This window comes from Xanthobacter oligotrophicus (assembly GCF_008364685.1).
Classification (GTDB): Bacteria; Pseudomonadota; Alphaproteobacteria; order Rhizobiales; family Xanthobacteraceae; genus Xanthobacter; species Xanthobacter oligotrophicus.
Genome location: NZ_VTTL01000004.1, coordinates 39,337 through 66,332 on the forward strand (window position 1 = coordinate 39,337; position 26,996 = coordinate 66,332).

Below are 26,996 nucleotides of genomic sequence, written 5' to 3' on the forward strand. Positions count from 1 at the left end.
GCGCCGGATGAGGCAGATTTCGCGCCTGCCCTTTTCTTGCCCTTTCCCCCCTTCGCAGCTGGGGTTAAATCCGATTCCATGACCACCGTCCTCCCTACCGGCACAGCGCCCGGCGCCCCCGAGACCGACGCTCCCGTCGACACCCTGTTCATCGCTGTCGCCCAGCTCAACCCCATCGTGGGCGATGTGGCCGGCAACCTGGACCTTGCCCGCCGCACCTGTGCCAGTGCGAAAGATGCGGGGGCGGACCTCGTGGTCTTCCCCGAGCTGTTCATCGCCGGCTATCCGCCTGAGGACCTGGTGCTGAAGCCGGCGTTCCAGCAGGCCTGCCGCGCCGCCATCGAGATGCTGGCCGCCGAGACCGCGGACGGCCCGGCCATGCTCATCGGCGCGCCCTGGGTGGAGGAGGGCAAGCTCTACAATTCGGTGCTGCTGCTGGAAAACGGCGGCATCTCCGCCGTTCGCCACAAGGTGGACCTGCCCAATTACGGCGTGTTCGACGAGAAGCGCGTGTTCACGCCCGGCCCGCTGCCGGGGCCGATCCCGTTCAAGGGGGTGCGCCTGGGCGTGCCGGTCTGCGAGGACATCTGGGGCGCGGACGTGGTGGAATGTCTCGCTGAGACCGGCGCGGAACTCCTCATCGTGCCCAACGGGTCGCCCTATCGCCAGAACGTCTATGCCGAGCGCGAGAACGTGGCGGTGGCCCGCGTGGTGGAGAGCCACCTGCCGCTGCTCTATGTGAACCAGGTGGGCGGGCAGGACGAGCTGGTGTTCGACGGCGCCTCCTTCGCCCTCAATCCCGACCGCTTCCTCGCCCTGCAGTTTCCCGGCTTCATGGAGCGCGTGCGCATCTCCAAGTGGCAGCGCTTCGAGAACGGCTGGAAGTGCCTCGGCGCCAACCTGGCCGACCGCATCGAGGGCGATGAGGCGGACTATGCCGCCTGCGTGCTGGGCCTGCGGGACTATGTGAACAAGAACCGCTTCCCCGGCGTGGTGCTGGGGCTTTCGGGCGGCATCGACAGCGCCATCTGCGCCGCCATGGCGGTGGATGCCCTGGGGCCGGAGCGCGTCCACTGCATCATGCTGCCCTATCGCTACACGTCCGGCGACAGCCTGTCGGATGCGGCCGCCGTGGCGCAGGCCCTGGGCGTGCGTTACGACATCGTGCCCATCGCCGCCGGGGTGGAGGGCATGGAAACAGCGCTCGCGCCCCTGTTCAAGGACACCCAGCGCGACGTGACGGAGGAGAACCTCCAGTCCCGCGTGCGCGGTGCGCTGCTCATGTCGGTGTCCAACAAGTTCGGCGCCATGGTGGTGACCACCGGCAACAAGTCCGAGATGTCCACCGGCTACGCCACCCTCTATGGCGACATGAACGGTGGCTACAATCCCATCAAGGACCTCTACAAGACCCAGGTCACCCGCCTGTCGCGCCTGCGCAACCGCTGGAAGCCAGCGGACGCACTGGGGCCGAACGGCATCGTCATCCCCGACAGCCTCATCGACAAGCCGCCCACTGCCGAACTGCGCGACAACCAGAAGGACGAGGATTCCCTGCCGCCCTACGCGGTGCTGGATGCCATCCTCGAACGGCTGGTGGAGCGCGAGCATTCGGTGGCCCAGATCATCGCCGACGGCTTCGACGCTGCCACCGTGACGCGGGTGGAGCGGCTTTTGAACATCGCCGAATACAAGCGCCGGCAGGCGGCGCCGGGGGTGAAGGTGACGGGCCGCAACTTCGGCCGCGACCGGCGCTATCCCATCACCAACCGCTTCCGCGAGGGGTGAGGCGATAAGGACAGCGCCGGCCGGCACCGTCCGCCGGCGTGTCCATGCTACCGCCACGGCGAAGAGCAAAATCATTATAAGAATTGAGCACTTAACGTGGCTCAGCTAGCGTTGCGCCGGGCGCTGCGCTACACCCCGATGCCGGTGGGGGAGACGTGCGCGTTTCCCGCGCGGAGTCGGCCCAAGGCCGGCGTGGCAGCAGACGGGTGCATGGCGATGGATGAATGGGCTCTTCTCATTCTGGTGGTTCTCGCCTTTCCGGTGATGACGCTGGTGGCCTTCGTTCTCGTCCTCAAGCATCGGGGCCGCATCCGCGTGCTGGAGGCCAGGGTCGCCGCGCTGGAGGCGCAGGCCTTCGGCCTCGTTCCCGAGACGCCGCCCGCCGCCGCCCCGATTCCCTCAGGCCCGGTCACGCTGGCGCCCTTCGCGCCCCGGCCGCCGGAACAGGTCGCCCCGCCGCCTGAACCCGCCCTGCCGCCGGCCCTGCATGACGTGACGCGGCCGCCGTCCCTGTCGACGCCATCGCAGCCCGAGGACGCCGTGCCGCCGGTCCCGCCGCGTCCGGGCTTTGACTCCGGCCAGCTCAAGGAGCGCTTCGCCGGGTTCGAGGAGAAGGTGGGCGCGCGCTGGACGGTGTGGGTGGGCGGCCTCGCCCTCGCGCTGGGCGGGGTGTTCCTGGTGCGCTTCGCCGTGGAGCAGGACCTCATCGGCCCGGCCATGCGGGTGGGGCTCGGGCTGCTGCTGGCGGTCGCGCTGCTTGCGGGGGGCGAAGTGCTGCGCCGTCGCGCCCGCGGGGAAGAGCCGGCCGAGCCGCCCTTGGCGCCGTCCGCCGGCCCCTTTGCCGGTCTCGGGCGCGTGCCCGACGTGCCGAGCATCCTCACCGCCGCCGGCACCATGACCGCCTTCGGCAGCATCTATGCCGCCTATGAGCTGTACCATCTCATTCCACCGCAGGCCGCCTTCCTGCTGCTGGCGGCCTGCGGCGTCGCCACCCTGCTGGCCGCCTTGCTGCATGGCCCGGCGCTGGCGGCGCTGGGCTTCATCGGCGCGGCGGTGACGCCCTTCCTCATCACCTCGAAGGACCCCAATGCCTGGGGCGTGGCCTTGCTGATCGCGGCGGTGGCGGCGAGTGCGCTCGCCGTGGCGCGGGTGCGTGGCTGGGCGTGGCTGGCCTACATTGCCATCATCGGCGTGGTGGCGTGGGGCCTCACTTTGGTGGTGTTCGCCGTGCCGCAGGCGGTGAGCGCCTCGGGCGCGCTGGGGCTGGTGCTGCTGGCGCTGACCGCCCTGCTGCTGGCGCCCCGCCTGTTCTGGGGTCCTGATACCGGCCCACGGCCGGAGCCGATCTCCATCCTCGGCGCCGTGGGCGCTCTGCTCGTCACCGCCGTGGCGGCGGTGGACGGGCAGGTGGGTGCCATGCCGCTCTCGGTCTTCGTGCTCGCGGCCGTGGGCGTGCTGGCGCTGGCGTGGCGGGTGAAGCCCATGACATTGGCCACGCTGGTGGTGGCGGCGCTGGCGCCGGCGATCCTCACCCAATGGGTGTTCCCGCCGCTGCCGGGCACGGCCATGGCCCCCGCCGGACCCATGGCCGGCGCGCTGCCCGAGCCGGCGCGGCTGTCGATCGGCCACTTCATGGTCTACGCCTTCGGCATGGGCGCGCTGATGCTGGGGGCAGGCCTTGCCGGCGCGTGGCGCGGTGGGCGGTTCCTCGTCCTCGTCGGCTGGGCGGTGACGGGCACCCTCGGCCCGGTGCTGATGCTGATCGCCGCCTATGCGCGCCTGACCGAGCTGGACCGCAGCGTGCCGTTCGCGGCGCTGGCGCTGGCCCTCGCCTTCCTGTTCACCCTCGCCGCCGAGCGGCTGTCGCGCGCCACCCGCGTCTATGGCGGCACCATCTTCGCCGCCGGCGCGGTGGTGACCCTTGCGCTCGCGCTCACCTTCGCGCTGGAGAAGGGCTGGCTCACGGTGGGCCTCGCGCTGGCGGCGCTGGGCGTGGCGTGGATCTCGACCCTGCGGCCGCTGCCGGGGCTGCGCGCCTTCTCCGCCGGGCTCGCGCTGGTGGTGCTGGGGCGCATCGTGTGGCTGCCCACCATCGCCGTGGAGCCGGGCGCGACGCCCATCTTCAACTGGCTGCTGTGGGGCTATGGGGTGCCGGCCTTCGCCTTCGCCGGCGCCGCCTTCCTGCTCGCCAAGACCGGTGACGACTGGAGCCGCCGGGTGCACGAGAGCCTGGCGCTGCTGTTCGCGGTGATGCTGGCGGCAACGCAAGTGCGCCACCTCGCCCACGGCGGCGACATCTATGCCAGCGGCACCCGCCTGTTCGAGACCGGGCTGCTCGCCACCATCTACGGTGCCTATGCGGTGGGCCTGTCGCGCCTTGCCACCATCACAGGGCGCAGCTTCTACCGGCTGTTCTCGGACCTCGTCGCGGCGATCGCGGCGCTGTGCGCCCTCAACGGCCTCGGCGAGAACAACCCGTTCGCCACCGGCGAGAGCGTCGGCGGGGTGCTGTTCAACGACCTGCTCGTCGCCTTCGCGCTGCCGGCGGTGCTTGCGCTGGTCTTCGCCGGGGTGCAGCCGGAGGCGCGCCCCCGGGTGAAGCTGGCGGCGGGCGGCCTCGCCATCGTACTGGCGCTGGCCTACATCACCTTCGAGGTGAGCCGCCTGTTCCAGGGCGACGTGCTCGATCCCGACCAGATCAGCTCGGCCGAGTGGTACGCCTATTCGGCGGCGTGGCTGGTGTCCGGCATGGTGCTGCTCGGCATCGGCCTGTGGCGGGGATCGCGCATCCTGCGCCTCGCCTCGGCGGCGGTGATGGTGCTGACCGTGCTGAAGGTGTTCCTTTCCGACATGGCGGATCTGGAGGGCGTGCTGCGCGCGGTCTCCTTCATCGGCCTCGGCGTGGTGCTGGTGGCCATGGGCTGGGTCTACCAGCGCCTGCTCGCCCGCGAGAAGGCCGCGCCACAGAATGACGCACCACGCGGGCAGGGGCCTTTCTGAGCCTCAGCCGCGCGGGCCGAAGACGATGACCGCGGCCCCGGCGAGGCACAAGGCCGCGCCGGTGGCGTCCCAGTGGTCGGGGCGCACGCCTTCCACGGTCCACATCCAGACCAGCGACGAAAGGATATAGATGCCGCCATAGGCCGCGAATGCCCGCCCGGCGGCCTCTGCCTCCACGAAGGTGAGGGCATAGGCGAAGGCGGCAAGGCTGGCGATACCCATCAGCAGCCACCACGGCGAGCCGCCGAGCCGCACCACATGCCAGAAGGCGAAGCAGCCGGCGATTTCGCCGAGGGCGGCGAGCAGGAAGGCGGGCAGCGTCATGGTGGCGTTCAGCCCTATCGGAGAACGGTGGGTTTCACCCACCAGCCGGGCTGTTGCGCAAGCACGCGCCGTGCCAGCGCGGCGGCGGCGCGGCAGCTGTCGGTGAGCGCGAACACCGTGGCGCCGGAGCCGGACATGCGCACGAGGCGCGCCTCGGGAGCTTCGGCCAGCAGCGCCATGGCCCGGCCAATCTCAGGGGCCAGCGCCAGGGCCGGCGGCTCCAGATCATTGGGCAGGCCGGAAAGGAACGCGCGCAGGGCGGCCGTATCCCCCGCCGTTGCCTCCGGCGGGGCGTCCGGGTGTTCCGGACCGGCGAGCGTCGCGCCCGGCTGAAGGCCCAGCGCCCGGAACACGCCGGCGGTGGGCACGGCGACCCGGCAATTGATCAGCACCGCCGACAAGGGCGGCAGCGCCAGCGGGGCGGACAGAACATCGCCGACCCCGCGCATCAGCCGCGCCCGCGGATCAAGGCACACCGGCACGTCCGATCCGGTGGCGCGGGCGGCGGCAAACAGGCGCGGATCGTCCAGCGCCAGCCCGTTGAGGCCGGCGAGCAGGCGCAGCGCGGCGGCGGCATCGGACGAGCCGCCCCCCAGCCCCGCCGCCACCGGCAGCCGCTTTTCCAGCACGAAACGGCCGAGCCGCGCGCCGGGCACCCGTTCCGTAAAGGCACGGGCGGCGCGCAGCACCAGATTGTCGTCGTCAGGGCCGGCGGCGGCGGCGGTGGGGCCGGACACCTCCAGCGCCAGCGGCGCATCGGGATGAAGGAAGACGAGGTCGCCGGCGCCGGCAAAGGCCACGAGGCTCGCGAGATCGTGAAAGCCATCGGTGCGACGGCCTTCGATGCGCAACGTCAGGTTGATCTTCGCCGGGGCGCGCGCGCGCATCAGTTCCATGGGGCGGGCTTATAGCAGATCGGGCTGGGCCGTCACGCCCGTGCGCGAGCCCGTCTCCCGCACCGCACCACCACCCTGCGGTATCGCTTCCGCGGCATTACGCGCACGTAACTTGCGGTGTCACAGGAAAGCCGCCATCCTCGCGCCATCTCGCCCCGCTTGGATCCTTCACCCGTATCTCTGGCGTTCAACCGGCCGGGGGCTTTTTCAGGACATACGATCGGTGACGACTGCACGCCCCTTTTTCTCCCTGGCCCTCGCGGCCGGCTTTGCTGCGGTGCTCCATCTCGCGGCGAGCCCGGCCCGCGCCGAAGCGGTCCCCGACGTCGATACCTCGCTGGCCGGCAATTATCTCGCCGCGCGGCTCGCCAGCTCCGAGCGCGATTCGGATGCGGCGGTGACCTACCTGCGCAACCTGATGAAGCTCGATGCGCGCAATGACGAGATCGTCGAGCGCACCTTCTTCGCCATGCTCATGGATGGCGACATCGACGACGCCATGAAGCTCGCCGACCGGATGGTGAAGGCGGACCGCACTCACCGCATCGCCCGCCTGGCGCTTTCCGTGCGCGCCATCAAGAAGGCCCATTACCAGACCGCCCGCACCAACCTCGCCCTGTCCGTGCGCGGCCCCATCGGCGATCTCACCGCCACGCTGCTGGCCGCCTGGACCTTCTACGGCTCCGGCAACACCAAGGGCGCGGTGGAGCTCATCGACCGGCTGGAAGGCCCCGACTGGTACGTGCCTCTCAAGGAGCTGCACGCCGGCCTGATCCTCGATGCCGCCGGGCAGAAGAAGGAAGCGGGCAAGCGCCTCGAGCAGGCGATGAAGATCGATCCCGGCTCGCTGCGCGCCATCGACGCCTATGCCCGCTGGGCCTCGCGCAACGAGAGCATCGACGCGGCGCTGGCCGCCTATGCCAGCTTCGAGAAGCAGCTGCCCAACCACCCCATCGTGATGGCGGCCATCCGCGACCTGAAGGCGGGCAAGGCCCTGCCGCCGCTGGTCAAGACGGCGCAGGAGGGCTCCTCCGAGGTGCTCTACGGCCTCGGTTCCACCGTGGGCCGGCAGGGCGGCGAGGACCTCGCCCTCGTCTATCTGCAGCTCGCCATCTGGCTCTATCCCGAGCACCCCTTCGCCAGCCTGACGCTCGCCGATCTCTACGAGCAGCTGAAGCAGCCCTCCAAGGCCATCGAGGTCTATGAGAGCGTGCCGGACAGCTCGCCGCTGAAGCGCAACGCCGAGGTCCAGCTGGCCGTCAACCTCGACGCCGCCGACAAGTACAAGGAGGCCCGCGCCCATCTGGACAAGATGATCGCGGCCGATCCCAAGGACATCGAGGCCATCGTGGCGCTGGGCAAGATCCAGCAGTCCCGCAAGATGTTCGCCGAATGCGCCGCGACCTATTCCAAGGCCCTCGCCCTCATTCCCCAGCCCACCAAGGGCAATTGGGCGCTGTTCTATTTCCGCGGCATCTGCAACGAGCGCTCGAAGAACTGGCCGGCGGCGGAAGCCGACCTGAAGAAGGCGCTGGAGTTGAACCCGGACCAGCCCCACGTGCTCAACTATCTGGGCTACAGCTGGGTGGACCAGGGCATCAACCTCGACCAGGGCGTCGAGATGATCCGCAAGGCGGCGAAGCTGCGGCCCGACGACGGCCCCATCGTGGACAGCCTGGGCTGGGCCTATTACCGCCTCGGCCGCTACGACGAGGCGGTGGTGCAGCTTGAGCGCGCCATCGAGCTGATGCCGCAGGATCCGGTCATCAACGACCATCTGGGCGATGCCTACTGGAAGGTGGGCCGCAAGCTGGAGGCGGGCTTCCAGTGGGCCCACGCCCGCGACCTGAAGCCCGAGCCGGACGACCTGACCAAGATCGTGCAGAAGATCGACAAGGGCCTCGACGCGGTGGACCAGCCGGCCCCCGTGCGCAAGGCCGAGGACACCCAGAAGGGCGGCTGAGGCGCGTGTCCCGGACGCATGCAGCGTGAGCGGAATGCGCGCCGGGACCCAGCACGAGACTCCTGCGCAGCAGGCCGGAAGTCGGTGTGCCGGGGCCTGCCGGAGGCCTGTGATGGACCCATGCGCGGGGTCCATGCGCTGGACCCGTGCTGAAACTTGGCCGGGCTCCTGGAGCCTTGCCCCGGTGAGCCGCAGCATGGGGCTTTCCCTCCCGTCCGGGCACAGCATTTTTGCCGCGCCCATGCTTCCCTCGCGTGGCGGGACCCGATAGGGTCGCCGCCGCCCAGGGACTGATGCATGCACGAGAGAACCGCCCGCCCGCTCGATCCCTCATCCGACGCCGCCATCGCCGCCAGCGTGACGCCCCGGCCCATCGCCGAGGTGGCGGACGCCCTGGGGATCCCGGCGGATGCGCTCTACCGCTATGGACCCTACAAGGCCAAGGTGGCGCTGGATTTCATCACCGAGATCGAATCCCGGCCGCGCGGGCACCTGGTGCTTGTCACCGCCATCAACCCGACCCCGGCGGGGGAGGGCAAGACCACCACCACCATCGGCCTCGGCGATGCGCTGGCCCGGCTCGGCACCAAGGCCGCCGTGTGCCTGCGCGAGCCCTCCCTCGGCCCGGTGTTCGGTGCCAAGGGCGGGGCCACCGGCGGGGGGTGGGCGCAGATCGTCCCCATGCAGGACATCAACCTGCATTTCACCGGCGACCTGCACGCCATCACCGCCGCGCATAACCTGCTGTCGGCGCTCATCGACAATCACATCCACTGGGGCAACGGCCTCGACCTCGACGCAAGGCGCATCAGCTGGCGGCGGGTGATGGACCTGAACGACCGGGCGCTGCGCCACGTCACGGTGGGGCTCGGCGGTCCCGGCAACGGCTTCCCCCGCGAGGACGGCTTCGACATCACGGTCGCCAGCGAGGTCATGGCCATCCTGTGCCTCGCCACCGATCTCGCCGACCTGGAGGAGCGCCTGTCCCGGATGGTCATCGGCCAGACCCGGGGGCGCCGGCTGGTGAGCGCGGAGGAGCTCGGCGGCATCGGCGCCATGGTGGCGCTGCTGCGCGATGCCTTCCAGCCCAACCTGGTGCAGACCATGGAGGGCACTCCCGCCTTCGTCCATGGCGGCCCGTTCGCCAACATCGCCCATGGATGTAATTCGGTGATGGCCACGAAGGCCGCCCTCGGCCTTGCCGACGTGGTGGTGACCGAGGCCGGTTTCGGCGCCGATCTCGGGGCGGAGAAGTTTCTGGACATCAAGTGCCGGCAGGCGGGCCTTGCGCCCTCCGCCGCGGTGGTGGTGGCCACCGTGCGGGCGCTGAAAATGCATGGCGGCGTCTCGCTCAAGGAGCTGGGAACGCCGGATCCGCATGCGGTCACGCGCGGCTGCGCCAACCTGAAGCGACATGTGGAGAACCTGGAGAAGTTCGGCTTGCCGGTGGTGGTGGCATTGAACCATTTCACCTCCGACACGCATGAGGAGACCGAGGCCGTGCGCGCCGCCCTGGCGCCCCTGGGCGTGGGCGTCCATGTCTGCGGCCATTGGGCGAAAGGCGGTGCGGGGGCTGAAGACCTCGCCCGCGAGGTGCTGGAGCTGGTGGCCCGTCCCTCCACCTTCCACACCCTCTATCCCGACCAGCTTCCGCTCACCCGGAAGATCGAGACCATCGCCCGCGAGATCTACCGCGCCGCCCGCGTGGACATCGCCCCCGCCGCCGCCCGCAAGCTGCATGAATACGAAATCGCGGGCTTCGGAGACTTGCCGGTGTGCATGGCGAAGACGCAATATTCCTTTTCGGCCGATCCGGCGGCGCGCAACGCCCCGGAAGGCCATGTGCTGCCGGTGCGCGAGGTGCGCCTGTCCGCCGGCGCCGGCTTCGTGGTGGCGCTGGCGGGGGACATCATGACCATGCCGGGCCTGCCCTCGGCCCCTGCCGCCGAGCAGATTTTCGTGATGCCGGATGGCTTTATCGCGGGCCTGTCATAAGGCAGGCCGCGCACCTATCTCAACCAAGACCAACACAACGCGGTGTCACGCCGCCGGGAGAACGACATGCCTTTAGGAGATCTGGAGACCAAGGCCGCCATCGTGGGCTGGGCCCATTCGCCGTTCGGCAAGCTTGAGGATGCCGACACCGAGGCGCTGATGGGCCGCGTCGCGGGCGCCGCCATCGAGCATGCGGGCCTTGCCCCCTCGGATGTGGATTCCATCCACGTGGGCGTGTTCAACGCCGGCTTCCAGAAGCAGGATTTCCAGGGCGCCATGCCGGCCCTGAGCGTGCCGGAGCTGGCCCATACCCCGGCGGTGCGGGTGGAGAATGCCTGCGCCACCGGATCGGCGGCCATCCACTCGGCTCTGAACTATATCGAGAGCGGGCAGGGCCGCATCGCCCTCGTGGTGGGGGCTGAAAAGATGACCGCCAAGCCCACCGCCGAGGTGGGTGACATCCTGCTCAACGCCTCGTACCGCAAGGAAGAAGCCGACATCGACGGCGGCTTCGCCGGCGTGTTCGGGCGCATCGCGCAGGCCTATTTCCAGCGCTACGGCGACCGCTCCGAGGAACTGGCGCGCATCGCCGCCAAGAACCACAAGAACGGTGTTTCCAATCCCTACGCCCAGATGCGCAAGGATTTCGGCTTCGAGTTCTGCAACACCATTTCCGAGAAGAACCCCTATGTGGCCGGCCCGCTGCGTCGCACCGACTGCTCGCTGGTGTCGGACGGCGCCGCGGCGCTGGTGATCGCCTCGCCCGACGTGGCGCAGACCCTGCAGCGCGCCGTCGCCTTCCGCGCCCGCGCCCACGCCAATGACATCCTGCCGTTGTCGCGACGCGATCCCATCGCCTTCGAGGGCGCCCGCCGCGCCTGGCTGAAGGCGCTGGAGCAGGGCGGCATCAGCCTCGATGACCTCGACCTGGTGGAGACCCACGACTGCTTCACCATCGCCGAGCTGATCGAGTACGAGGCCATGGGCCTCACAGCCCCCGGTGAGGGCTACAGGGCGGTGCGCGAGGGCTGGACGCAGAAGACCGGCAAGCTGCCGGTGAACGCCTCGGGCGGGCTGAAGTCCAAGGGCCATCCCATCGGCGCCACCGGCGTGTCCATGCATGTGCTCTGCGCCATGCAGCTCATGGGCGAGGCCGGCGACATGCAGATCGCCGACGCCAAGATGGCCGGCATCTTCAACATGGGTGGTGCCGCCGTAGCCAACTACGTCTCCGTCCTCGAACGGGTGAAGTGAGGGCAGGGGGCCGACGGTCCCCTTATCCCGCCGGGGGCGGCTTCGGCCGCTTCCAGCCCTGCCCGGCGTGTGGCTCATTCCGTCACCGCCGACAGGATCGGGCCGCCGGACGGAAGCTGGACGAGGACCGCTGTGAGAAGGCCCGACGGCGTCTCGCTCCGGGCGATGTGGAGGGGCTTGCCGTCCCAGCCGCCGAGGCGTTCCAGCCGGTGCACAACGCGCACGTGGGGCAAGGTGCGGCCGGAATTCTCGCCGCGCCGCACGGGCACCTCCACCACGTTCGGATCATAGGCCACGAGCCAGATGTCGGCCTCGGCCGGCGGCGCCGCTCCCCGGTCGATGGACACCTCCCTTGGCCCGAGCGCGATGTCCGGTCCGCTCAAGGGCGCGGCGGCTGAAATGGTCCGCTCGATCTCCGCCAGGTTGAAGCCGACGCGGCTGATGCGACCGTTCACCACCATCTGCGGCGTGAACGGCCCGCGCTCGCCCAATTGCGGTTCGTAGGCATATTGGCGTTTCGTGAATTCCGGCTTGCCGAAGGTGTCGCGCCAGCCGAGATGGTCCCAATAAGTCACGCTGAAGCTGAGGGCCAGCACATCCGGACGCCGGCTGAGGGCGACGAGGTTGGCGTCCGCCGGCGGGCAGGAGGAGCAGCCCTGGCTGGTGAACAGCTCCACTACGGTGAGACGCTGGTTCTGCGGAGCGGCGACGGCCGGTATTACGGCGGCAGTCGCAAGCGCCACCATGAGGGCGGTGGCGTGCATCAGGCGTGCGCGTGGAGAGGAGCGTGTCGGTGCGGGCATCGGGCAGTTCTCCGGAGCGAGGCGCCATTCGCCGCGACACGGCCGAACGCGCTCCTTGAGCGCTTCGGCCGACGCCCGTGCCCGGTTACACTCTCACGTCATCGTGCGTGCCTTACCCTCGCGACAGGCCGTTCTCCTCAAGCGCCTTGAGATAGGCGCCGAACTTCTCTTCCTGCTCGGCGCCATAGGCGTGGAGCAGCGGCCAGGTGTAGAGGCCGGTGGAATGGCCATCGTCGAAGATGAGCCGCACCGCGTAATTGCCCACCGGCTCCACCTGCGCGATGCGCACGTTGCGCTTGCCGGCGATGAGGATCTTCTCGTCCGGATTGTGGCCCTGCACCTCGGCGGAGGGGCTTTCCACGCGCAGGTATTCCGCCGGCAGGGTGAAGCTCTTGCCATCATCGAAGGTGACGGCGAGGGCGTGCCGGTCATTCACCACGCGCAACTCGGTGGGCCATGCCGCGGCGGGGGCAGTCGCTGTGGGCATTTTCGTTCTCCAATCGCATGCTCGGGCGGGGCCACACCGCAATGTGTACCGGACCCGACCCTATCCATGGGTTGCTTGCATACGATATATAGAGCGTGCGCCGAAGTCCGCGCACTGCCGCAGCCTCTTTGGAAACAGGGAGGCCGGCGGGAGCGGGCCTTCGAGATCGGCAAGAAGCCGGCAGGAGAGGCGGCGCAGGGTGGATGTGGGGAGTGGTCTCGTGAGTGACGTGCCGAGGGATCTGATCGACCGGCCAAGCGTGGCAGCGGCGGCTCAGGCCGGACCGTTGGTGGATACGTTCGGCCGCGCCGTCACCTATCTGCGCGTCTCCGTGACCGACCGCTGCGATTTCCGCTGCGTCTATTGCATGGCCGAGCACATGACCTTCCTGCCCAAGCAGGACCTGCTCAGCCTGGAAGAGCTGGACCGCCTGTGCAGCGCCTTTGTGCTGCGCGGGGTGCGCAAGCTGCGTCTCACCGGCGGCGAGCCGCTGGTGCGCCGGGACGTGATGACCCTGTTCCGCAGCCTGTCCCGCCACATGGAAACCGGGCAGCTCGAGGAACTGACGCTGACCACCAACGGCTCCCAGCTCGCCCGCCACGCGGCCGACCTCGCCGCCTGCGGGGTGAAGCGCATCAATGTCTCCATTGATACGCTGGACGTGGCCAAGTTCCGCGCCATCACCCGCTGGGGTGAGCTCTCCAAGGTGCTGGAGGGCGTCAAGGCCGCCAGCGCGGCCGGGCTCAAGGTGAAGATCAACGCGGTGGCGCTCAAGGACGTGAACGAGCACGAGATCGCGTCCATGATGGAATGGGCCCACGGCGAGGGGCACGACCTCTCCCTCATCGAGGTGATGCCGCTGGGCGAGGTGGGCGAGGAGCGTGTGGACCAGTATCTGCCGCTCTCCGACGTGCGCGCGCGGCTGGAAGAGCGCTTCACCCTCACCGACATCGACTATCGCACCGGCGGCCCGGCCCGCTACGTGCAGGTGAAGGAGACCGGCGGGCGGCTCGGCTTCATCACTCCCATGACCCACAATTTCTGCGAGGGCTGCAACCGCGTGCGAGTCACCTGCACCGGCACCCTCTACATGTGCCTCGGCCAGGACGACGCCGCGGATCTGCGCGCGCCGCTGCGGGCCTCGAAGGACGACGCCGTGCTGCAGCAGGCCATCGACGAGGCCATCTTCCGCAAGCCCAAGGGCCACGATTTCGTCATCGACCGTCGCACGCGCCAGCCAGCCGTGAGCCGCCACATGAGCACCACCGGCGGCTGAAGCTTACTGCGCCCGGCGCCCTGCCTTCGCCCGGAGCTAGGAGGTTTCCCGCTAACGTCCTGTGCCGGCGCGAAGGTGAAATGCGGCGGTGAGGTGGCGGCGGCATGCGGCGCGCGAAGGGCTCGAGCGCGAGCCCTTGGGATTCCGCAAGGCGCGATTTACCTGAAATCAGCTACATCTGGTTCAACTAATCGATGAGGTGCGGACAGGAAGTTCGCGCCGTGGGAGCAAACCCCAAGAGGTCGATCGTGAGCCTGCCCCGGGCTGCCGCGCGCCTGCGCGTCGGCGACAGCTTCATTGCCGCAACGCCTGTCCTCTCCTTCGCCGGTTGTCCGGTGGAGCGCAGGGCATGAGCCGTCTCCCTCAATCGGCCAAGGCGACCGCAGCCGGCCCTGCGGCGGCAAAGCCGGCCATGTCGTCCACGGCGAAGGGGCTGCTCGCCATGGCCCTGTCCATGGCGCTCTTCGTCACCAACGATACGTTCCTCAAGCTCTCCATCCGGGAGATCCCGCTCGGGGAGGCGCTGGGCCTGCGTTCGTTCCTGGCCGGAATCGTACTGTTCGGGCTGATCGTGCGTGCGGGCGACCTTCCGGCCCTGCGCTACGCATTTCACCCCCGCGTGGTGATGCGCTCCACCCTCGATACGCTGACCACCTTCGTCTATGTGGCTGCGCTGGCGGTAATGGCCATCGCCTCCTCCACCACCATCTACATGGCGACGCCGCTCATCACTACGGCACTGGCCGTGCCCATGTTGGGCGAAAAGGTGGGCTGGCGCAGCTGGTGCGCCATCGTGGTCGGCTTCTGCGGCGCGGTGATCGTGACCCGGCCGGATCCGGCCACCTTCGAAGCCATCGCCATCCTGCCCCTGCTGGCCGCTCTGTTTGGCGCCATCCGGGACGTATCGACGCGCGGCATCGGCCGGGAGATTCCGGGCACGGTGGTGGGCTTTTCCGGCACGCTGGTGCTGTGCGCCACCGCCGCCGTTTTCATGGCCTGGGAAAGCTGGAAGCTGCCTTCGGTGGCGGTGGTAGCCTATATCGTCGCCTCGGGCGTTGCCTTTGCCGGCGGCACGCTGCTGCTCGTCTTCGCCTTCCGCAACGCACCGGTGGCCTCGGTCTCGCCCCTGCGCTACCTGCTGGTGTTCGGGGCGCTGGTGTCGGGCTATTTCGTCTTCGGCGATCTGCCGGATGCCTGGACCACGGTGGGCATGGTGCTGGTGGTGGGCGCGGGCCTCTATGCCGTGCACCGCGAGCACGAGAAGAGCCGCGCCGCTCGCCGCGCCGCCACTCCGGGGCTTGGCGCCACGGTGCCCGGCTGCCGGCCCGCCGCCGCCTGCGCGCCCGCCCGCGATTGATGAGCCCGCCGGGTGCGGTCCTGACCGTCGCCGGATGAGGCTTCTCAAGAGCCGCCGGGAACGTGCCCGCGTGGATGTGATTGCGAGCGACTTTCGGCGGGCAGCCCGGCTTGGCGCGCGGAGCCAGCTCGGCTCGGGCCTTCAGTTCTGTTTGGGACGGTAGTCGCCGGTGACCGGGTCGCGCTCCAGCGGCACGGTCTTCATCTCATTCGTGCTGGCGGCACGACGGCGATCGAGCGCCGCGTTAATGCGGCGCGTTTCGGCGACGATCACCTTGACCACAGCGGCGGCGCCGAAGGCGCCCAGCGCGACGACGAGGAGCGGGGGCACGACGTTCTCCCTTCAGGCCTCCGGGACGGACAGCCTGAGGCATTCTCATCATACGCCCATGGCGAAAAATCGTCGCCCGCCTTCCCGCCTCGTCTCACCGCGCGGGCTGGGAGAAGACCCGGTAGCGGCGGGGCAGGAGGCCCACCTGGGTGCCTGGCTCCAGGATCTGGCCATGGGGCACGGCGGCTTCGACCACCACCGGGCCGCCGGTGCTGGTCAGTTCCACATCGGCGCGGCGGGTGGGGCCGAAGGTGCGCACCGCCAGCACCTTGCCGGCGAAGGGCGTGGTGCCGGGATCGGCGAGGTCCACGTCATGCGGGCGGGCGAGGATGCGCGCCGGACCGTCGGCCACTCCCTGCGGATCGAGGCCCAGCGCCTGGGTGCCGAAATAGAGCGCGCCGCCGCGCACCTCGCCGGGCAAAGCGATGGTCTCGCCGATGAAATCGTGCACGAAGGCGGTGGCGGGATGGTCATAGACCTCGGCGGGGGAGCCCACCTGCTCGATCCTGCCGTGACCCATCACCACCACCCGGTCGGCGAGTTCCAACGCCTCTTCCTGGTCGTGGGTGACGAGAACGGAGGTGACCGGGAGTTCCTCGTGCAGGTGGCGCAGCCAGCGCCGCAATTCCTTGCGCACCTTGGCGTCGAGGGCGCCGAAGGGCTCGTCCAGCAGCAGCACGCGCGGCGAGATGGCGAGTGCGCGCGCCAGCGCCACGCGCTGGCGCTGGCCGCCGGACAGCTGGGCCGGATAGCGCTCGGCCAGCCAGTCGATCTGCACCAGGGAGAGCAACTCGTTGACCTTCTCGCGGATGGCGGCTTCCGGCAGCTTGTCGGCGCCGCGCCGCACCCGCAGGCCGAAGGCCACGTTCTCGAACACGTTCATATGCCGGAACAAGGCGTAGTGCTGGAACACGAAGCCCACGTTGCGCTCGCGCACGGAGCGCGACAGTGCGTCCTCTCCGTCGAAGCGCACCTCGCCCGTGTCCGGCCATTCGAGGCCGGCGATGATGCGCAGGAGCGTGGTCTTGCCGGAGCCGGAGGGGCCGAGCAGAGCCACCAGCTCACCCGAATGGATGGTGAGGTTCACATGGTCGAGGGCGGTGAAGGTCTTGAAGCGCTTGGTGACGCCAACCACGTCGATGGTCATCTGTCTTCCTCGGCGAGGCGGTGTTCCAGGATGGTCTTGGCGATGAGGGTCACCAGCGCCAGCAGGGCCAGCAGCGACGCCACCGCGAAGGAGGCGACGAACTGGTACTCGTTATAAAGGATCTCGATGTGCAGCGGCATGGTGTTGGTCAGCCCGCGCACATGGCCGGACACCACCGAGACCGCCCCGAATTCGCCCATGGCGCGGGCGTTGGAGAGCAACACACCGTAGAGCAGCGCCCATTTCACGTTGGGCAGGGTGACGCGGAAGAAGGTGGAGAGGCCCGACGCCCCGAGCGAGATGGCGGCCTCTTCCTCGGAAGTCCCCTGCTCCTGCATCAGCGGGATCAGCTCGCGCGCCACGAACGGGAAGGTGACGAAGATGGTGGCCAGCACAATGCCCGGCAGGGCGAAGATGATCTTGATGTCCCACGCCTGCAGATAGGCGGCGAACAGGCCCTGGGAGCCGAACAGCAGCACGAAGACGAGGCCGGCCACCACCGGCGACACGGAGAAGGGCAGGTCGATGAGGGTAATGAGCAGGCTCTTGCCCGGAAACTCGAACTTGGCGATGGCCCAGGAGGCGACCAGCCCGAACAGCAGGTTCGCCGTCACCGAGATCGCCGCGACGATGAGGGTGAGGCGGATGGCGGCGAGGGCATCGGGCTCGATGATGGCGGCCACATAGGCCGCCCAGCCGCGCCGGAACGCCTCATAGAAGACGCTGACCAGGGGCAGGCCGATGAACAGCCCGAGAAAGGCCAGCGCCACCAGGATGAGGGCGATGCGCACGGCGCGCGGTTCGGTGCGCACCGGCCGGCTGCCGTGATGAGCATAGGCGTGGGCTTGCTCCAGCGCCGAGGGCAGGCCCTCGCTGGCGCCGTGGATTGTGGTCTGGGCGGGGTGGCCGAGCGTGCTCATGCGTTGCGGCTCCCCCGCAGCTCCGCCCAGCGCTGCAGGCGGTTGATGACGAGCAGCAGGAGGAAGGAGGCCACGAGCATCACCGTGGCTATGGCGGTGGCGTCCGCATAGCGGAACTCCTCCAGCCGGATCACGATGAGCAGCGGCGCGATCTCCGACACGCCTGGCAGGTTGCCGGCGATGAAGATGACCGAGCCGTATTCGCCCACCGCCCGCGCGAAGGCGAGGGCGAAGCCCGTGAGCAGCGCCGGCCAGATGGAGGGCAGCACCACCTTGACGAGGGTCTGGGTGCGGGTGGCGCCGAGGCTGGCGGCGGCTTCCTCCAGTTCCTGGTCGAGGTCCGCGAGCACGGGCTGCACGGTGCGCACCACGAACGGCAGGCCGATGAAGACGAGGGCCACCACGATGCCCAGCGGCGTGAACGAAACCTGGATCCCGAGCGGCGCCAGCAGGGAGCCGACCCATCCGTTCTCGGCATAGAGCGCGGTGAGCGCGATGCCTGCCACGGCGGTGGGCAAGGCGAAGGGGATGTCGATGAGGGCGTCCACCACCTTCTTGAAGGGAAATTCGTAGCGCACCAGCACCCACACCACGATGGCGCCGAACACCACGTTCACCAGCGCCGCCACCAGCGCCAGCCCGAACGACACCTGCAAGGCATGCAGGGTGCGGGCGGCGGTGATGATGGCGATGAAGCGGTCGAAGGTGAGTTCGCTGGTCTTGATGAACAGGGCCGACAGGGGCAGCAGCACGATGAGGCCAAGCCAAGTGAGCGTCAGCCCCATGGTGAGGCCGAAGCCGGGGATGACGCTCTGCTGCCGGAAGGCGTTGCGGGACGAAGAGGCGCTCATGGGTAAATTATAAACTCTGTCGAAGGTCGCGTCTCTCAAGTCCCGAAAACGGCCGCCGCCCGGGAGGGGGCGGCGGCCGCGAGGATGTCAGGAAACGGATCAGTTGCCGGTGATCTGGTCGAACACGCCGCCATCGGCGAAGTGGGTCTTCTGCGCCTTCTGCCAGCCGCCGAACACCTGATCGATGGTGAACAGCTCCACGGGCGCGAACTTGTCCTTGAACTTGGCCGCCACGGCCTCGTTGCGCGGACGGTAGTAGTTCTTGGCCGCGATCTCCTGGCCCTCGGGCCTGTAGAGGAACTTCAGGTAGGCCTCGGCGGCGGCGCGGGTGCCTTTCTTGTCCACCACCTTGTCCACCACGGCCACCGGGGGCTCGGCGAGGATGGAGACGGAGGGGGTGATGATGTCGAACTTGTCGGGGCCGAGCTCGTTGACCGAGAGGTAGGCCTCGTTCTCCCAGGCGATCAGCACGTCGCCGATGCCGCGCTCCACGAAGGTGACGGTGGAGCCGCGGGCGCCGGTGTCGAGGACCGGGGCGTTCTTGAAGAGGGCCTTCACGAACTCCTTGGCCTTAGCCTCGTCGCCGCCGCTCTTCTTGAGCGCATAGCCCCAGGCGCCGAGATAGTTCCAGCGGGCGCCGCCGGAGGTCTTGGGATTGGGGGTCACCACCTTGATGCCGGGCTTAACCAGGTCGTCCCAGTCCTTGATGCCCTTGGGATTGCCCTTGCGCACCAGGAACACGATGGTGGAGGTGTAGGGCGAGGCGTTGTCGGGCAGGCGCTTCTGCCAGTCGGTCGCTAGCTGGCCGCGCTCGGCGATGGCGTCGATGTCGTAGGCCAGCGCCAGCGTCACCACGTCCGCCTCGAGCCCGTCGATGACCGAGCGCGCCTGCTTGCCCGAGCCGCCGTGGGACTGGCGGATGTTCACCGTGTCGCCCGGATGCGCCTTGGCCCACTCGGCGGCGAAGGCCTTGTTCACTTCCACATAGAGCTCGCGGGTCGGGTCGTAGGACACGTTCAGCAGCGTGGTTTCGGCGGCGGCAGCCACGCCGGCCGACAGGGCCAGCGCCGTGACAGCCCCAAGGGAACTGCGCAGGAAAGAGCGACGAGACGACATGGAGGACCTCCAGCGAAGTTCATCCGTCAAACGGATCGTTTGTTCGATAAAACAAACGATGGCACTGGCCTCGCGAAGGGTCAACACCTTTTATCACAAATTCGATGGAATTAAATTATTTCCCATCGCCAATATGGATACCGCATTCGGTCTTGGACTTTCCGCGCCAGCGGCCGGCGCGCGGGTCCTCACCCGGCTTCACCCGCGAAGTGCAGGGCATGCAGCCGATGGAGGGAAAGCCGAACTGTTCCATGGGATGCCGCGGCAGAGCGTGAGCATCCATGTAGGCGAGCAGGTCGTCGCGACCGAGCGCCGCCAGCGGGTTGAACTTCACCCGCGTCCCATCCTCCTCCACGAAGGGAATGTCGGCGCGGGTCGATGCCTGGTAGCGCTTGCGGCCGTTGATCCAGGCGGCATAGGGGCCGAGCGCGCGGGCCAGCGGCTCCACCTTGCGCAGGCCGCAGCAGGCATCCGGGTCATCCGACCACAGGCCGTTCTCCGGATCGCGCGCGGCGAGTGCCACCGGATCGGGATGGAAGGTGAGGACCTGCGTCAGCCCGAGGCGCGCGATGAGGGTGTCGCGATAGGCCAGCGTCTCCTCGAACAGGTGGCCAGTGTCGAGGAAGAGCACCGGCGTCGCCTTGTCCACCTGCGAGATCATGTGCAGCAGCACCGCCGATTCCGTCCCGAAGGAGGAGACCGCGGCGATGCGGCCGGGAAAGGCGGCAAGCCCCGCCGCGATGACTTCCAGAGGCGCGGCCGACCTGAGCTTCGCATCGAGTGCCGCCACGTCGAAGCCCGATCCTGCGCCCAAGGGGGTGCCGGACGAAGGCTGGTCGAAAGGAGTGGAGGGGAGGCTGGCGCTTTGGCTGGCTGTCATGGGACTATCCCCCTGTGGCCGCCGGCGCGGTGCGGACGTCGCGCACGGTGGGGCGATGGTCGCCCGTGGGCTGGTAGAAGACGGAATAGGTGGCGACCGCCTTGCCGAATGCTTCCACGTCCGCCGCCTTCTCCAGGGAAAAGGCGTCGAAACCGGCGCGCACCATCATCAGCACCTGGTCGCGCAGCACGTTGCCCACGGCACGCAGCTCGCCCTTGTAGCCGTAGCGCTCACGCAACAGCCGGGCCTGGCTGTAGGCGCGCCCGTCCCGGAACTTGGGGAAGGCGAGGCTGATCAGGGACAGCCGCGACAGGAAGGGCTGAAGCTCGGCCACATCCTTGTCGTTGGGCCAGGCGACGCCGATCTCGCCATTGCGGGTGATGAGCGCCGGGCCGTCCGCAAGAAGGCGCGCGGCAGAGACGATCACCGGCCCGTCGGGCAGCGGCTCGCCGTCGGCGACGGCAACGAACAGGTCGGCGGCAGGCGCCCCGTTCTTAACGAGGGGCATAGGCGCGCTCCTTGAAAGGCTCGATTCCCAGGCGCTCCACCGCCGCCACGAAGGTCTCGGCGGGAGAGGTCCGCAGGTTGAGATAGGTATCGACGAGGCTTTCCACCACGTCCACGATCTCGCTTTCCGCAACGGCGGGGCCGATCAGCTCGCCGATGCGGGCCTTTGAATTGCCCTTGCCGCCCAGCGTGATCTGGAAGAACTCCTCGTCCTTCTTCTCCACGCCCAGAATGCCGATGTGGCCCACATGGTGGTGGCCGCAGGCATTGATGCAGCCGGAAATGTTCACATGAAGCCGGCCGATGTCGGCGATGCGCGCCTCGTCGGCGAAGCGCTCGGTGAGCTTCTGCGCAATGGGGATGGAGCGGGTATTGGCCAGCGAGCAATAGTCGAGGCCGGGGCAGGAGATGATGTCGGTGAGGAGGCCCACATTGGGGGTCGCGACGCCGATCGCCTTCAGCTTCGCCCACAGCGCCGGCAGGTCCTTCTGCCGCACGTAGGGGAAGGTGAGGTTCTGCTCGTGGGCGACGCGGATCTCGCCATAGGCATACTGGTCGGCGAGGTCGGCGATGGCGTCCATCTGGTCCGCCGTCGCGTCGCCGGGCGGGGCGCCCACGGGCTTCAGCGAGAGCGTGACGATGGCATGGCCCTTCGCCTTGTGGGGCGCTACCGAATTGGCGTGCCAGCGGGCGAAGGCGGCGTCGGTGGCGAGCGCGCGGGCCAGCTCCGCGGGCTGGTCGTCCACCGCATCGAGGTCCGGGATCTGGAAGCGGTCGCGGATGGCGTCGAGGGCGGCTTCGTCCAGTTTCAGGGCGCCGTCGCGGATCTCGGCCCATTCGGCCTCCACCTTCCTGGCGAAGGCCTCGGCGCCCATCTCGTGCACCTGGATCTTGATGCGCGCCTTGTAGATGTTGTCGCGCCGGCCGCCCAGATTATAGGTGCGCAGCACCGCCTCCAGGTAGGAGAGCAGGTGCTCCTTCGGCAGGAAGTCCTTGATGGTCTTGCCGATGAAGGGCGAGCGGCCGAGCCCGCCGCCCACCATCACCTCGAAGCCGGTCTCGCCGTCGCGCTTGTGGAGGCGCAGGCCGATGTCGTGCACGCGGATGGCGGCGCGGTCATGCTTGGCCGCCGTGATGGCGATCTTGAACTTGCGCGGCAGGTAGGTGAATTCCGGGTGCAGGGTGGACCACTGGCGGATCACCTCCGCATAGAGGCGCGGATCCTCCACCTCGTCCGCCGCCGCGCCGGCCCAGGGGTCGGTGGTGGTGTTGCGGATGCAGTTGCCGGAAGTCTGGAGGCCATGGATGCCCACCTTGGCGAGGTCCGCCATGGCGTCCGGCAGCTCGTTGAGCTTGATCCAGTTGAACTGGATGTTCTGGCGCGTGGTGAAGTGGCCGTAGCCCCGGTCATATTTGCGAGCCACCGCGCCGAGCGCGCGCAGCTGCTGCGAGGACAAGGTGCCGTAGGGAATGCACACCCGCAGCATGTAGGCGTGGAGCTGCAGGTACACGCCGTTCATCAGGCGGAGCGGCTTGAACTCCTCCTCGTTCAGCTCCCCCGACAGGCGGCGCGCCACCTGGTCGCGGAACTCGGCGACGCGCTCCTGAAGGAACGTGCGATCGAACTCGTCATAGACGTACATGAGGCCTACTCGCTTGGGCGTCGGGGTCCCTTGAGGGATCTCAGGCGGCGCCGGGCAGGGAAATGGTGGGGCCGGTGACGCGGATGCGCTCGCGCAGGTTGGCCGGCTGCGGCGTGCCGTCGGCCGCCAGAATTGCCGGGGCCGGATAGGCGCCGACCGCGGTGATTTCGTCCCCATGGGCGATGTCGAGCAGCCGCAGCACCTCGTCGCTGGTGGTGCCCACCGCGGCCTGGGCGATGGTCTCGCTCCAGCCGCCGGTGGCGGTGAGCCACACGGAAATGCCATCCGCGAGACGGTTGGCGGTCACCACCGTAGGTCCGCTGATCTTGAGCTTGCGCTGCAAGGGGGAGGTCATGAAAAAGCCGCTCCGCGCGCCCGATTTCCCATCTCACAGCGGGAGAGCGCTAAATAATCCAGTTGACGTGTGTCTTAAGCTAAATTACCGATCAAAAATGCGCAATATGAAAATAACCGCTTCTCGTCAATGTAAATTCTACCAGTTTGGTAGAATTTAAAGGTTGCCCGCCGTCTGTGGCGCCCGGCCCGGGCGCGGTCAAGGCGGAAGGGGAGGGCGGTTCGGTTTGGATGGGCTCCGGCCCGGCGTGTCCCGCGGTCTGCGGGCAGGCCGAGACCGGGGCAGACCGGCACCTTCAGCGGTGCCACGAAGGAATGACGTCATGACGCGTCTCGATGCGCTGGAAGCGCAGAGCATCTTCATCTTCCGCGAGGCCTTCGCCCAGCTGCGCAAGATTGCCATGCTGTGGTCGCTGGGCAAGGATTCCAACGTGATGATCCACCTGGCGCGCAAGGCCTTCTTCGGCCGCCTGCCATTCCCGGCCATGCACGTGGATACCCACCGCAAGTTCCCCGAGATGTACGCCTTCCGCGACCAGTACGCCAAGGAATGGGACCTCGACCTCATCATCGAGGACTGCCCCCCCATCGAGAGCACCGACCCCACCCTGCCCCCCGCCGCCCGCTCGGCCGCCCGCAAGACCGAAGGCCTGCGCCTGGCGCTGGCCAAGCACGGCTTCGACGGCGTCATCGCCGGCATTCGCCGCGACGAGGAGCCGACCCGGGCCAAGGAGCGTTTCTTCTCCCCGCGCGGCACCGACGGCGCCTGGAACGTGCGCGAGCAGCCCCCGGAGTTCTGGGACCAGTACAACACTGCCCTGACCCCCGGCGCCCATGTGCGCATCCATCCCATCCTGCATTGGACCGAGATGGACATCTGGGCCTACACCCAGCGCGAGGGCATTCCGGTGATCCCGCTGTATTTCTCCAAGGACGGCAAGCGTTACCGCTCGCTGGGCGACCAGGACATCACCAACCCGGTGGAGTCGGACGCATCCACCCTGGACGAGATCCTGGCCGAGCTCGCCGTCACCCGGACCTCCGAGCGCTCGGGCCGTGCCATGGACCACGAATCCGAGGACGCCTTCGAGCGCCTGCGCACCGCCGGCTACCTGTGAGCCAGCGCGCCGCCTCCCGAGATTTTGAAGAGATCATTGCCATGTCCGCGTCAACGTCCGCTTCCGCATCAACGTCCGCCCTGCCGCTCGCCACGTCCTCCGCCGCGCCGGCGGCCAAGGAGCGTGAGCTTCTGCGCATCGTCATCGTCGGCCACGTCGACCATGGGAAGTCCACCCTGGTCGGCCGCCTGCTGCACGAGACCGGCTCACTGCCCGACGGCAAGCTGGAGATGCTGAAGGAAGTCTCCGCCCGCCGCGGCATGCCGTTCGAGTGGTCGTTCCTGCTCGACGCGCTGCAGACCGAGCGTGACCAGGGCATCACGGTGGACACCAGCCAGATCCGCTTCAAGACCGCCAAGCGCGACTATGTGCTCATCGACGCGCCCGGCCATGTGGAATTCCTGCGCAACATGGTCACCGGCGCCGCCCAGGCGGATGCCGCCCTGCTGCTAGTGGATGCGGGCGAGGGCGTGCGCGAGCAGACCCGCCGTCACGCCTTCCTGTTGCACCTGCTCGGCCTGCGGCAGGTGACGGTGGTGGTGAACAAGATGGATCGCGTGGCCTTCGACCAGGAGGCATTCGCGGCCATCGAGGAAGATGTGGGCGCCTATCTCGGCGGCTTCGGCCTGCGCCCCACCTTCGTCATCCCGGTTTCGGCCCGCGATGGCGACTTCATCTCCGAGCGCACCGCGCGCCTGCCCTGGTATTCCGGCCCCACGGTGGTGGAGGCGCTGGACGCCTTCACCGCGCCGCCGAGCCTGGCCGACCAGCCGCTGCGCTTCCCCATCCAGGCGGTCTACAAGTTCGACGAGCGGCGCATCCTCGCCGGGCGAATCGAGAGCGGCCGCCTCTCGGTGGGTGACGAACTCGCCTTCGAGCCGTCGGGCGCCACCGCGCGCGTAAAGTCCATCGAGGCGTGGCCCGGCCCGGCGCCGACCACCGTTGAGGCCGGCCAGTCCGCCGGCATCACCCTCGACAAGGATATCTTCGTCACCCGAGGCGACATCGCCGCCCATGGCGACCAGCGCCCCCGCGCCGCCAAAAGCCTGAAGGTGCGCCTGTTCTGGCTGGACGACGCACCGCTGAAGGCCGGCGACCCGGTGGTGGTGCGCCTCTCCACCGCCGCCGCGCCGGGCGTGGTCTCGGCGGTGACCAGCGCGGTGGATCCCGCCAATCTCGTCACCGAGGGCCAGGCGAGCCTTGGCCGCAACTATGTGGGCGAGGTGGAAATTACCTTGCGCCAGGCCCTGCCGGCCGATCCCTACCACCTCAACGCCTTCACCGGCCGCGTGGTGGTGGAGCGGGACCGGCGCATCTGCGGCGGCGGCATCATTCTGCACGCGGCCCGCGAGGCGCGTCTGGAGGCGCCGAAGCGTGGCCCCGTGGTGGCGGTGGATTCGGCCGTGACGGCGGCCGAGCGGGTCACACGCTTCCATCACCAGGGCGCCGTGCTGTGGCTCACGGGGCTGCCGGCCTCCGGCAAGTCCACGGTGGCGCGGGCCCTGGAGCGGCGCCTGTTCGACCTCGGCGGCTCGCCGGTCTATCTGGACGGCGATACCCTGCGCACCGGGCTCAACGCCGACCTCGGCTTCTCGCCGCAGGAGCGCTCGGAGAACATCCGCCGCGTCGCCCACATGGCCGGCTTCCTTGCCCGCAACGGCCACATCGCCATCGTCGCTCTGGTGTCGCCCACGCGCGCCGACCGGGAGCAGGCGCGGGAGGTGGGCGCGCGCTTCTTCCACGAGGTGTTCATCCGCGCCCCGCTGGAAGTGTGCGAGGGGCGCGACCCCAAGGGCCACTACGCCAAGGCCCGCAAGGGCGAGATCGCCAGCTTCACCGGCATTTCCGCGCCCTATGAGGAGCCGGAGGCGCCCGAGCTGGTGCTGGACACCACCGGAGACATCGCCGTCACGCTGGCGGCGTTGGAGGCCTATCTGGAAGAGGCCGGCGTGCTGTTCCCGCCGGATACCGATTCGCCGATCTGAGGGTGGGGGCGAGCGCGGCAGGGTGCGTCGGCGCCGGGCCTGAAAAAACTCTCGGCCCGGCCGCCTTGTGGCGATGCTCCGGCTTTGGCAGCTTGGCGGTCCCAATCCATGAGGCCGCCGCCGCATCCCGCGAGCGGCCGAGCCGATAAACGCCCGAGGAACGCCCCCAATGAGCGCCCCCACTAGCGCCGCCGCCGACGAACACCCCATCCGCCTCGACATCGCCGAGGGCATCGCCCGCATCCGCTTCAACCGCCCCCAGGTGCTGAACGCCATCAACGAGGCGGCGGTGCTGGCCTTCAAGGCGGCGGTGGACCAGGTGGCGAAGGACGAGAGCGTCCGGGTGGTGGTGCTTTCGGGGGAAGGGCGGGCCTTCATGGCCGGCGGCGACGTGGGCCGCTTCCACGCGGCCGGCCGCGACGCGCCGAAGGTGGTGAGCGCCATCATCGATCCGTTTCACCATGCCATCGTCTCGCTCGCCGCCATGCCGGCGCCGGTGATCGCGTGCCTCCACGGCGCGGTGGCGGGGGCCGGCGTCTCGGTGGCGCTGGCTGCCGACCTCGCCATCGCCGCCGACGACATCAAGATGACCTTGGCCTACACCCGCATCGGCACCTCGCCGGACGGGTCGTCCACCTTCTCGCTGCCGCGGGTGGTGGGGCTGCGCAAGGCCATGGAGATCGCGCTGCTGTCAGACACGGTGGACGCGGCGGAGGCGCTGCGGCTGGGGCTGGTGAACAAGGTGGTGCCGGTGGCCGATCTCGAAGCCGAGACACAGGCGTTGGCGAAGCGCCTCGCCGCCGGGCCGACGCTGGCCTATGGCCGCATCAAGCACCTGCTGCGCGCCTCCTTCAACCACAGCCTGTCGGACCAGCTGAACGCCGAGCGCGATGCCTTCATCGCCAGCTCCGGAACCCATGATTTCGCCGAGGGCGCCGCCGCCTTCGTGGAAAAGCGCGCGCCCCGCTTCGAGGGGCGGTAGCCCGGCCGCACGATCCTCAA

At 68.8% G+C, this 26,996-nt stretch carries 23 protein-coding genes; 10 read left to right on the forward strand and 13 right to left on the reverse strand.

Annotation, left to right across the window (positions count from 1 at the left end):
• The first annotated feature begins 78 nt into the window (after window positions 1–78).
• Complete coding sequence (locus tag FZ033_RS07175) at window positions 79–1,788, forward strand: NAD+ synthase (protein WP_149575481.1); 1,710 nt, start codon at window positions 79–81, stop codon at window positions 1,786–1,788.
• 210 nt (window positions 1,789–1,998) lie between these two features.
• Complete coding sequence (locus FZ033_RS07180; RefSeq protein ID WP_188079365.1) at window positions 1,999–4,788, forward strand: DUF2339 domain-containing protein; 2,790 nt, start codon at window positions 1,999–2,001, stop codon at window positions 4,786–4,788.
• A 3-nt stretch (window positions 4,789–4,791) separates the two neighbouring features.
• Here the strand turns inward: FZ033_RS07180 and FZ033_RS07185 are convergent, their stop codons facing one another.
• The gene (locus FZ033_RS07185) at window positions 4,792–5,112 is read right to left on the reverse strand and encodes a YnfA family protein (protein WP_149575483.1); all 321 of its coding nucleotides are present in this window, start codon (window positions 5,110–5,112) and stop codon (window positions 4,792–4,794) included.
• Between the two features lie 14 nt (window positions 5,113–5,126).
• Window positions 5,127–6,008: a 4-(cytidine 5'-diphospho)-2-C-methyl-D-erythritol kinase gene (locus tag FZ033_RS07190; protein ID WP_149575484.1), complete on the reverse strand. Its 882-nt coding sequence runs from the start codon at window positions 6,006–6,008 to the stop codon at window positions 5,127–5,129.
• A 223-nt stretch (window positions 6,009–6,231) separates the two neighbouring features.
• Here FZ033_RS07190 and FZ033_RS07195 point away from each other — a divergent pair, with 223 nt between their 5' ends.
• The 3 genes from FZ033_RS07195 (at window position 6,232) to FZ033_RS07205 (ending at window position 11,220) form a co-directional block, all read left to right on the forward strand.
• Window positions 6,232–7,971, forward strand: a complete 1,740-nt coding sequence (locus FZ033_RS07195; RefSeq protein ID WP_149575485.1) for a tetratricopeptide repeat protein — start codon at window positions 6,232–6,234, stop codon at window positions 7,969–7,971.
• A gap of 297 nt (window positions 7,972–8,268) precedes the next feature.
• Complete coding sequence (locus tag FZ033_RS07200; RefSeq protein WP_149575486.1) at window positions 8,269–9,966, forward strand: formate--tetrahydrofolate ligase; 1,698 nt, start codon at window positions 8,269–8,271, stop codon at window positions 9,964–9,966.
• 66 nt (window positions 9,967–10,032) lie between these two features.
• Complete coding sequence (locus tag FZ033_RS07205) at window positions 10,033–11,220, forward strand: acetyl-CoA acetyltransferase (protein ID WP_149575487.1); 1,188 nt, start codon at window positions 10,033–10,035, stop codon at window positions 11,218–11,220.
• A gap of 74 nt (window positions 11,221–11,294) precedes the next feature.
• Here FZ033_RS07205 and FZ033_RS07210 read toward each other — a convergent pair whose 3' ends face one another.
• Both FZ033_RS07210 and FZ033_RS07215 read right to left on the reverse strand, forming a co-directional pair.
• Entirely contained in the window at window positions 11,295–12,023 is a 729-nt protein-coding gene (locus tag FZ033_RS07210) for a DUF1223 domain-containing protein (protein ID WP_149575488.1), read from the reverse strand.
• Between the two features lie 112 nt (window positions 12,024–12,135).
• The gene (locus FZ033_RS07215) at window positions 12,136–12,510 is read right to left on the reverse strand and encodes a gamma-butyrobetaine hydroxylase-like domain-containing protein (RefSeq protein ID WP_149575489.1); all 375 of its coding nucleotides are present in this window, start codon (window positions 12,508–12,510) and stop codon (window positions 12,136–12,138) included.
• 229 nt (window positions 12,511–12,739) lie between these two features.
• Here FZ033_RS07215 and moaA point away from each other — a divergent pair, with 229 nt between their 5' ends.
• Both moaA and FZ033_RS07225 read left to right on the forward strand, forming a co-directional pair.
• Window positions 12,740–13,786: a GTP 3',8-cyclase MoaA gene (moaA, locus tag FZ033_RS07220; protein ID WP_149575793.1), complete on the forward strand. Its 1,047-nt coding sequence runs from the start codon at window positions 12,740–12,742 to the stop codon at window positions 13,784–13,786.
• Window positions 13,787–14,135: 349 nt separating this feature from the next.
• Entirely contained in the window at window positions 14,136–15,143 is a 1,008-nt protein-coding gene (locus FZ033_RS07225; protein WP_149575490.1) for a DMT family transporter, read from the forward strand.
• A gap of 141 nt (window positions 15,144–15,284) precedes the next feature.
• On the opposite strand, the gene FZ033_RS07230 is transcribed toward FZ033_RS07225, so the two are convergent.
• From FZ033_RS07230 to FZ033_RS07270, 9 genes are all read right to left on the reverse strand, one after another.
• Entirely contained in the window at window positions 15,285–15,473 is a 189-nt protein-coding gene (locus FZ033_RS07230) for a hypothetical protein (RefSeq protein ID WP_149575491.1), read from the reverse strand.
• Between the two features lie 94 nt (window positions 15,474–15,567).
• Window positions 15,568–16,620, reverse strand: a complete 1,053-nt coding sequence (locus tag FZ033_RS07235) for a sulfate/molybdate ABC transporter ATP-binding protein (protein ID WP_149575492.1) — start codon at window positions 16,618–16,620, stop codon at window positions 15,568–15,570.
• Window positions 16,617–17,540, reverse strand: coding sequence for a sulfate ABC transporter permease subunit CysW (gene cysW, locus FZ033_RS07240; RefSeq protein ID WP_149575493.1), 924 nt, complete (start codon window positions 17,538–17,540; stop codon window positions 16,617–16,619). Before cysW ends, FZ033_RS07235 begins: the two co-directional genes overlap by 4 nt.
• On the reverse strand, window positions 17,537–18,391 hold the full coding sequence (cysT, locus tag FZ033_RS07245; protein WP_149575494.1) for a sulfate ABC transporter permease subunit CysT: 855 nt from the start codon (window positions 18,389–18,391) through the stop codon (window positions 17,537–17,539). Before cysT ends, cysW begins: the two co-directional genes overlap by 4 nt.
• Before the next feature lie 99 nt (window positions 18,392–18,490).
• Window positions 18,491–19,507, reverse strand: a complete 1,017-nt coding sequence (locus tag FZ033_RS07250) for a sulfate ABC transporter substrate-binding protein (RefSeq protein WP_149575495.1) — start codon at window positions 19,505–19,507, stop codon at window positions 18,491–18,493.
• A 115-nt stretch (window positions 19,508–19,622) separates the two neighbouring features.
• Window positions 19,623–20,387: a phosphoadenylyl-sulfate reductase gene (locus FZ033_RS07255; protein WP_149575496.1), complete on the reverse strand. Its 765-nt coding sequence runs from the start codon at window positions 20,385–20,387 to the stop codon at window positions 19,623–19,625.
• Window positions 20,388–20,391: 4 nt separating this feature from the next.
• Window positions 20,392–20,895, reverse strand: coding sequence for a DUF934 domain-containing protein (locus tag FZ033_RS07260; protein WP_149575497.1), 504 nt, complete (start codon window positions 20,893–20,895; stop codon window positions 20,392–20,394).
• Window positions 20,882–22,537: a nitrite/sulfite reductase gene (locus FZ033_RS07265; protein ID WP_149575498.1), complete on the reverse strand. Its 1,656-nt coding sequence runs from the start codon at window positions 22,535–22,537 to the stop codon at window positions 20,882–20,884. The genes FZ033_RS07260 and FZ033_RS07265 overlap by 14 nt, the downstream gene beginning before the upstream one ends.
• A gap of 40 nt (window positions 22,538–22,577) precedes the next feature.
• Entirely contained in the window at window positions 22,578–22,892 is a 315-nt protein-coding gene (locus FZ033_RS07270; protein ID WP_149575499.1) for a DUF2849 domain-containing protein, read from the reverse strand.
• Between the two features lie 322 nt (window positions 22,893–23,214).
• On the opposite strand from FZ033_RS07270, the gene cysD reads away from it, so the two are divergent.
• The 3 genes from cysD to FZ033_RS07285 all read left to right on the forward strand — a co-directional run bounded on the left by cysD (window position 23,215) and on the right by FZ033_RS07285 (window position 26,976).
• Window positions 23,215–24,009, forward strand: coding sequence for a sulfate adenylyltransferase subunit CysD (gene cysD, locus FZ033_RS07275; RefSeq protein ID WP_149575500.1), 795 nt, complete (start codon window positions 23,215–23,217; stop codon window positions 24,007–24,009).
• A 41-nt stretch (window positions 24,010–24,050) separates the two neighbouring features.
• The gene (gene cysC, locus FZ033_RS07280; RefSeq protein ID WP_232847371.1) at window positions 24,051–25,994 is read left to right on the forward strand and encodes an adenylyl-sulfate kinase; all 1,944 of its coding nucleotides are present in this window, start codon (window positions 24,051–24,053) and stop codon (window positions 25,992–25,994) included.
• Between the two features lie 169 nt (window positions 25,995–26,163).
• The gene (locus FZ033_RS07285) at window positions 26,164–26,976 is read left to right on the forward strand and encodes an enoyl-CoA hydratase/isomerase family protein (RefSeq protein WP_188079366.1); all 813 of its coding nucleotides are present in this window, start codon (window positions 26,164–26,166) and stop codon (window positions 26,974–26,976) included.
• The last annotated feature ends 20 nt before the right edge of the window (window positions 26,977–26,996 follow it).